Source organism: Celeribacter marinus (assembly GCF_965656515.1).
GTDB lineage: Bacteria > Pseudomonadota > Alphaproteobacteria > Rhodobacterales > Rhodobacteraceae > Celeribacter > Celeribacter marinus_D.
Map to the genome: position 1 here is coordinate 1 of NZ_CBFHKW010000082.1, position 7,408 is coordinate 7,408.

The window sequence follows — 7,408 nt, forward strand, 5'->3', positions numbered from 1 at the left end:
CCTGACGTTTTGTACCAACAAAAAGAATACGACCGCCTTTAGCGGCTGTATCGCGCACAACCTGCAACGCTTGGTCGAGCATTGGAACAGTCTGTGTCAGGTCGAAAATGTGGATGCCGTTGCGCGAGCCGTAGATAAACTCGCCCATACGTGGGTTCCAGCGCTGTGTCTGGTGACCATAGTGAACGCCAGCTTCCAAGAGCTGACGAATGGAGAAATCAGGAAGACCCATGTCTTTTCCTTTCCGGTTTTATACCTTGGCGGAGGGTCTCAGAGCTATTGCCCCAACCGGTGGACTTGCGAGGATTTCTCCCTCGAAGGCCCGCCTCCGCCTGTGAAGTGTTCGCGCATATAGAAGCGTTTTTGGCCCTGTGCAAGCCCTGCTCGACGAATAGCGGTTATTTCACGTGTTTTCACCATAAAAAGCGGCTGTCCGCGCCAAAGCGCACGCCATCTCTTGCCAAACGGTCAAAAAACGCCGACTTGTGGCGTATGACACAACATCCTGACATCCTTTGTATCGGGTCCGTTCTTTGGGACATCATTGGCCGCTCTGACCGCTCGATGAGGGTCGGATCGGACGTGCCCGGACGCATTGTGCGCGTGCCGGGCGGTGTGGCGATGAATATTGCCATGGCCCTGTCGCGCTTTGGACTTGCGCCCTCTGTGCTCACGGCCGTTGGGCGGGATGCCGAGGGCGATGAATTGATCGCGGCGGCCACCGTGCGCGGGATTGAAACCGCTCATGTCTATCGCTCCGACGATTTGCCCACAGACACCTATATGGCCATCGAGGGTGCAAACGGATTGATCGCAGCGATTGCCGATGCCCACTCGCTTGAGGCGGCCGGTGACAAGATTTTGCGCCCGCTCAAAGATGGACGCCTTGGCTCTGAGAGCGCCCCCTATTGTGGTCTTGTTGCGCTGGACGGCAATCTGACCACGGAATTGCTGCGCGATATCGCCCGTTCGCCGTTGTTTGCCTTGGCCGATCTGCGCGTCGCCCCTGCCTCACCGGGTAAGGCGGAGCGGTTGATGCCCCTGCTCACGCATCCCAAAGCCACGCTTTACGTCAATTTGGAAGAGGCGGGTCTTTTGGCGCATCGCGCCTTTGCCAGTGCGGCCGATGCTGCGACAGCATTGGTTGAACTCGGCGCGCACCGTGTCCTTGTCACCAATGGTGGCCACGATGCGTCCTTGGCACGCGCTGGACATCTCATCACCCAAACCCCACCCGAGGTTCTGGTGGCGCGCGTCACCGGCGCGGGCGATACTTTTATGGCGGCGCATATCGCCGCCGAGCTGCGCGGCGCAAGTGATGACGCTGCATTGACCCAAGCGCTACAAGCCGCTGCCCATTATGTTTCTGGAGATACACCTCTATGACGCCGACCCTGCCCCTGACCTACTCGCCCGAAGTCGCCGCCGCCCTCGAAGCGGGCGGTCCCGTTGTAGCCTTGGAGAGCACGATCATCACGCACGGGATGCCGTATCCGCAAAACGTCGAGACCGCGCAGATGGTCGAGGCCGATGTGCGCGCCGCAGGGGCCACACCCGCGACCATCGCGATTTTGAACGGTGTCTTGCATATCGGATTGACGGACGCGCAACTCACCGAACTGGCCCAAGCCACGAACGTGATGAAAGTGTCGCGCGCCGATATGCCCGTGTGCATCGCCAAAGGGGCTACAGGGGCTACAACCGTTGCGGCAACCATGATTGCGGCGCACTTGGCGGGTATTTCGGTTTTTGCCACGGGCGGGATCGGCGGCGTTCACCGCGGCGCGGAAGAGACATTTGATATCTCCGCCGACCTGTTGGAGCTGGGCGAAACACCCGTAACCGTTGTTGCAGCCGGTCCCAAAGCGATTCTTGATATCCCCAAGACGCTCGAAGTGTTGGAAACCCACGGCGTGCCAGTGATTGCCTATGGTCAAGATGCGCTACCTGCCTTTTGGTCGCGTGAGTCCGGTATTGCCGCCCCGCTGCGCCTTGATGATCCTGCATTGATCGCCAAATCCGCAAAGACGCGCACGGCCATGGGCCTCAAGGGTGGTCAACTGGTCGCCAATCCGATCCCGCTGGCCGACGAGATCACACGCGACATTATCATGCCCTACGTTGAGCAAGCCCTCGCGGAAGCCGAGGCCCAAGGCATCGCCGCCAAGGCCGTCACCCCGTTCTTGCTACAGCGCATGTTCGAGCTGACCGAAGGGCGTTCTTTGGTCGCGAACATCGCCCTGGTGCGCAACAACGCGCGCCTTGCTGCACAAATTGCGGTCGCTTCCGCCCTTTGAGATGTAAGATAGCGTGAAAGACACGTGAAATCGCACGCCGTTTACTTGTGCATTCTCGCTTTGCTGCCTAAGTTCAGCACAACAGGCCAGCGGTGTATCCGCACGGTCCCTCAGGCAGCGAGCGGCACATCTAAATGAACAATCCATTCGAAGAGGATATCCTCCCCAAACACCGTCGCAGCGGCTTTTTCGGGTGGTTGCGCTCGTCGTTTCTGACCGGTCTTGTGGTTGTGGCCCCCATCGGGCTTACGGCCTATGTGATCTGGACCGTGATTGGCTGGGTCGACGGATGGGCGCTGACGTTTGTACCGCTGAAATTTCAACCTGAACAGTATATCGGCATCAATCTGCGCGGTGTGGGCGTCATCATCTTTTTGATGTTCACGATCATCGTTGGCTGGATTGCGAAAGGCCTCGTGGGGCGGTCGTTGTTGCGCTTTGCCGAAGGGCTTGTGGACCGCACTCCCGTGGTGCGCTCGATCTATAACGGGGCAAAGCAGATTGCGGAAACCGTATTTGCGCAAACGGAAACCTCGTTTGATGAGGCGTGCTTGCTAGAGTACCCGCGCAAGGGCATTTGGGCGATCGGGTTTGTGTCGACCACCGCCAAAGGCGAGATTGCCAAACGCACACCACAGCAAGAGGAAATGGTGTCGGTGTTCGTGCCAACAACGCCCAATCCCACGTCCGGATTTTTGCTCTTTTTCCCGCGGTCTGATCTCATCACCCTTGATATGACGGTCGAAGATGCGGCGAAACTGGTGATCTCTGCGGGTCTGGTCTATCCCAACTCGAAAGATCCGAGCAGTCCCGCCCCTGCCCCAAAATCAAGTGCGTAAACACACCCTTAGGCCGCCAGCACACACTGTCAAACTGTTGTCATGGCCTCAATCTCATGTGACGTACCTTCGCCCAATTCGATCACGTCACCCATGGGGGCGCCGCGCGGGGTAATCACAAGGGTGCACATTCCCTGATCGCGCAGCCGCGCCAAGGGCACCATAGGCTCGCGAATGACCTGTTCGATCGAAATACCGTGATTTTCGTGAGCTTAGGTGCACTCGGCGGCAATGGCGCGCAAAATATGGTGCGAGCCTTCGGACCCGTCAGGATCAGATGCGATGAGATCGCGCGCGGGCATCAACTTTGTCTCAAGAGCATAACGCAGATACAGCCCGTCAATCAGCCCCGCGATGCGGCGTGCCACATCGGGTGCGCGCTCTCCCACCTTTGGCCGCAAGCCGTAGACAAGGTTGGACTGTAAACGGCGGTGATAGACATGCAAAAGGCGGCGCGCCGCATCCGAGCGCAGCGCCAAGGCGTAGAAATTGACCCATGCCGAAATCGCCTCGCGCCGAAAACTCGTCATGCCAAAACTGGCATATGCAATCGCCTCTAGGCGTTGATCCGGTGTCTTGGTGTCTTTAAGGGCTGTTCGCACATCCGCGCCGTACCCACTCAGAATGGAACGCATGGCGGCCAAAAATAGCCCCTCTTTGTCGCGAAAATAGTGAAAGGCCAAACCGGGTGAAACGCCTGCACTTTTGGCAATCTGGCTTGTGGTCACATTTAACGTGCCAGTTGCGCCGATTTCGCGGATAGTAGCGGCAATGAGGTCTGCGCGCCGTTGTTCTTCTGGTTTTCGGGCCATGTCGCACTTTCGGATTAGGGCACATATGCGTGACAAAGCAGGCAGCACCACTGCGTGGTTGCTTTTCTAAAATATGCGCCTATTAATTGACTCGTCAATCAATAACTTTTCCACAGTTCCCTTAACCGCACCGAGGATTCCATGAAAATTGCTCTCACCACATCTGTATTAGCGCTCACAGCCGCATCTGCAATGGCTGATTGTTCCACAGTCACCTTCTCTGATGTTGGCTGGACAGATATTACGGCAACAACGGCAGTGGCCACGACAGTTCTTGAGGCCTTAGGGTATAACACCGAAACCCGCGTGCTGTCCGTGCCCGTCACATATGTGTCGTTGGAACAAGGCGATGTTGACGTCTTTTTGGGCAACTGGATGCCAACGATGGAGGCCGATATTGCCCCCTACCTCGAAAAAGGCACTGTTGATACCTTGCGTGCCAACCTTGAGGGCGCGAAATACACGCTTGCCACCAATGCCGCGGGGGCGGCGCTTGGGATTACGGATTTCGCCGCGATTGCTGCACATGCAGACGCATTGGACGCAACGATTTTCGGGATCGAGCCGGGCAATGATGGGAACCGTTTGATCCTTGATATGATCACTGCCGATGCATTTGGTCTCAAAGACTTCGACGTTAAAGAAAGCTCCGAGCAAGGCATGTTGTCGCAAGTGGCCCGCCTGTCGAAAAAGGACGAGCCAATTGTGTTCTTGGGCTGGGCACCGCACCCGATGAACGCCAATTTCGACCTCACGTATCTATCGGGTGGCGATGAGTGGTTCGGGCCAAACTATGGCGGCGCAACCGTTCACACCAATACCCGCGCGGGCTATGTGGCGCAGTGTCCGAATGTCGGCGCGCTGCTCCAAAACCTGTCTTTCTCGCTTGAAATGGAAAACGAGATTATGGGGGCAATCCTCAATGACGGGATTGAGGCCACGGACGCCGCAAAAACATGGCTGACTACGAACCCGTCCGTTTTGGATGCATGGCTTGACGGTGTAACAGCTGCCGACGAGACAGATGGTTTAAGCGCCGTCAAAACCGCTCTCGGGCTGTAACACCAAACCTGAATACGGGGCCTTGCAGGTGATGCGAGGCCCCGACCCCGTCTCAGACCCCCTCTTCGAAAGGCAGGCCCGCAGTGGATTGGCTGACGTCTCACAAGATCCCCGTTGGCGCCCTTGCAAGTGCAGCCTTTAACTGGATCAGCACACACGCCGAAGGCGGGCTTGATGCGCTATCCGTTGCCCTTGAAGCGATGATTGATACGTTTTTATGGGTACTGCAAACGCCCTCGCCTCTCATCATTATCGGCGTTTTTGTTGCCCTGACATGGGTGATCCAACGCAACTGGAAAACTTGCGTTCTCGTGGCGCTGGGGTTTTTGTTTATCCTCAACCAAGACTATTGGGAGGAGACGACCGAAAGTCTGACACTCGTCATTTCGGCCTGTGTTATGTGTATGTCCGTGGGGGTTCCCATCGGGATTGCGGCGGCGCACCGTCCGCGCCTCTATGCGGTGATGCGGCCTGTTCTAGACCTCATGCAGACCCTTCCTACATTCGTCTATCTCATTCCCGCCATTGTGTTTTTTGGCATCGGCATGGTGCCGGGCCTGATCGCCACCGTGATCTTTGTGCTGCCCGCGCCGATCCGCCTGACGCAACTTGGCATTGCCTCGACACCCGAGCGCCTCACCGAAGCTGTGCGCGCCTTTGGCGGCACCAACCGCGACGTGTTGATCAAGGCCGAATTGCCACACGCCCTACCCCAGATTATGGCGGGGCTCAACCAGACGATCATGCTTGCGCTGTCCATGGTTGTAATCGCGGCCCTTGTCGGCGCGGACGGGCTCGGCGTGCCGGTTGTGCGGGCGCTGAACCAAGTGAACACCGCGCTCGGATTTGAAAGCGGGATGGTGATTGTGGTGGTCGCCATCGTGCTTGATCGCATGCTGAACTGGGGGAAAGACACATGATTGTCGCGGTCAAAATCGAAAACGTCTCTATTGTGTTTGGTCATGCGCCCGCCTCAGCGCTCCCGTTGATGGATGAGGGCCTTGATCGCACCACCGTGCAGGAAAAATCCGGTCAGGTTTTGGGCGTGCACGACTGTTCACTTGACGTCCACGAGGGTGAAATTCTGGTCCTGATGGGCCTGTCCGGGTCTGGGAAATCAACGCTGTTGCGTGCCGTGAACGGGCTCAATCCGGTGGTGCGCGGTGCGGTCCATGTGCGCGAGGGTGATACGCTCGTGAACGTCACGGATGCCTCACCCGCCGATTTGCGCCGTATTCGCCGCGAACGTGTGGCGATGGTATTTCAACAATTTGGCCTGTTGCCATGGCGCAGTGTAGCGGAAAATGTCGGGCTTGGCCTTGAACTTGGTGGTATGGGCAAGGCGCAACGGCGCAAGGTTGTCTTGGAACAGCTTGATCTTGTTGGGCTTTCCGATTGGGCTGACAATAAGGTCAGTGAATTGTCGGGCGGCATGCAGCAACGTGTGGGGCTCGCACGCGCCTTTGCGACCAAAGCCCCCATTTTGCTTATGGACGAGCCGTTTTCGTCCCTCGACCCGCTGATCCGAACCAAGCTGCAAGACGAGCTATTAGAGCTGCAAGAGCGCCTGAAACGCACAATCATCTTTGTCAGTCATGATCTCGACGAAGCGTTCAAACTGGGCAATCGCATCGCCATGATGGACGGCGGGCGTATCGTGCAATGCGATACGCCAAACGGCATCGCCAAAACCCCCGTTGACGCGTATGTGGCTGAATTTGTGGCCCACTCCAACCCGCTTACCTTTTTGCGTGCAGGGGACGTGATGACGGCGCATGCGGGCGATGTGAGTGTCGCGGATGTCCGGCATGTCGATGAACAAACGCCTGTTTTGGACTTTGCAGCGCATCTTACGGCCACCCACAGTCCGGTTATTGTGACGCGCAGCGGCGTTGCAATCGGCGCGGTCACGTCTGAATCGCTCTTGTCCAAGCTCGTGACACCGCACAGCGCATAAAGAACATCACCGGTTAATTGCCTGCTTTAAAGCACTAAAACCCGCGCCATTGAGCGCGGGTTTTACCGTTTAGATCGGCGGGAGGAGGTACCGACCTAGAGGGAGAATTTGATTAGACGGCTGCGGCGGCTTGCTCAGCGATTTCACGGATTTGACCATGTGAAATGCCGATGTCTGCGAGGTCGCGGTCAGTCATTGAGGCGAGTTCATTGTAAATTTTTGTGAACTCGGCACGTTGGGCGCGCCAGTGGCGCAGGCCGTCGATTGCGCGCACGAAACGAGCAGCGAATGTGTCATGGGAAGTCAGGATTTGTGTTGCATAGGCCATATCGGTCTCCAGTGTGCGGGCCATTTCGATGAGGCCCTTTTGAGGAATGGGCCTTTGAACAACGGCCCGTTTCGGATGTGCTCTAAATGCGCCTAAAAGCGCTTTGGGACAAT

Annotated in this window: 9 protein-coding genes; 6 read left to right on the forward strand and 3 right to left on the reverse strand. The window is 57.2% G+C overall.

Annotated elements, in window-relative coordinates:
* The coding region (gene rpsB, locus ACTG34_RS12880) for a 30S ribosomal protein S2 (RefSeq protein WP_439105289.1) at positions 1–232 on the reverse strand (232 nt) is incomplete at its 3' end.
* Between the two features lie 260 nt (positions 233–492).
* Here rpsB and ACTG34_RS12885 point away from each other — a divergent pair.
* From ACTG34_RS12885 to ACTG34_RS12895, 3 genes are all read left to right on the forward strand, one after another.
* Positions 493–1,386 (forward strand): PfkB family carbohydrate kinase, encoded by an 894-nt coding sequence (locus ACTG34_RS12885; RefSeq protein ID WP_439105290.1) that lies wholly within the window; start codon positions 493–495, stop codon positions 1,384–1,386.
* Positions 1,383–2,297: a pseudouridine-5'-phosphate glycosidase gene (locus tag ACTG34_RS12890; RefSeq protein WP_439105291.1), complete on the forward strand. Its 915-nt coding sequence runs from the start codon at positions 1,383–1,385 to the stop codon at positions 2,295–2,297. The genes ACTG34_RS12885 and ACTG34_RS12890 overlap by 4 nt, the downstream gene beginning before the upstream one ends.
* Positions 2,298–2,431: 134 nt before the next feature.
* Positions 2,432–3,136, forward strand: a complete 705-nt coding sequence (locus ACTG34_RS12895; RefSeq protein ID WP_439105292.1) for a DUF502 domain-containing protein — start codon at positions 2,432–2,434, stop codon at positions 3,134–3,136.
* Positions 3,137–3,348: 212 nt separating this feature from the next.
* Here ACTG34_RS12895 and betI read toward each other — a convergent pair whose 3' ends face one another.
* Positions 3,349–3,948, reverse strand: a complete 600-nt coding sequence (gene betI, locus ACTG34_RS12900) for a transcriptional regulator BetI (protein ID WP_439105293.1) — start codon at positions 3,946–3,948, stop codon at positions 3,349–3,351.
* Between the two features lie 141 nt (positions 3,949–4,089).
* Here betI and choX point away from each other — a divergent pair, with 141 nt between their 5' ends.
* The 3 genes from choX (at position 4,090) to choV (ending at position 6,967) form a co-directional block, all read left to right on the forward strand.
* Positions 4,090–5,010: a choline ABC transporter substrate-binding protein gene (gene choX, locus ACTG34_RS12905; protein ID WP_439105294.1), complete on the forward strand. Its 921-nt coding sequence runs from the start codon at positions 4,090–4,092 to the stop codon at positions 5,008–5,010.
* A gap of 83 nt (positions 5,011–5,093) precedes the next feature.
* On the forward strand, positions 5,094–5,930 hold the full coding sequence (choW, locus tag ACTG34_RS12910; protein ID WP_439105296.1) for a choline ABC transporter permease subunit: 837 nt from the start codon (positions 5,094–5,096) through the stop codon (positions 5,928–5,930).
* The gene (choV, locus tag ACTG34_RS12915; protein WP_439105297.1) at positions 5,927–6,967 is read left to right on the forward strand and encodes a choline ABC transporter ATP-binding protein; all 1,041 of its coding nucleotides are present in this window, start codon (positions 5,927–5,929) and stop codon (positions 6,965–6,967) included. Before choW ends, choV begins: the two co-directional genes overlap by 4 nt.
* A 112-nt stretch (positions 6,968–7,079) precedes the next feature.
* Here choV and ACTG34_RS12920 read toward each other — a convergent pair.
* Positions 7,080–7,408 (reverse strand): DUF1127 domain-containing protein (locus ACTG34_RS12920; protein ID WP_439105298.1); only part of this gene is annotated, 329 nt, incomplete at its 5' end.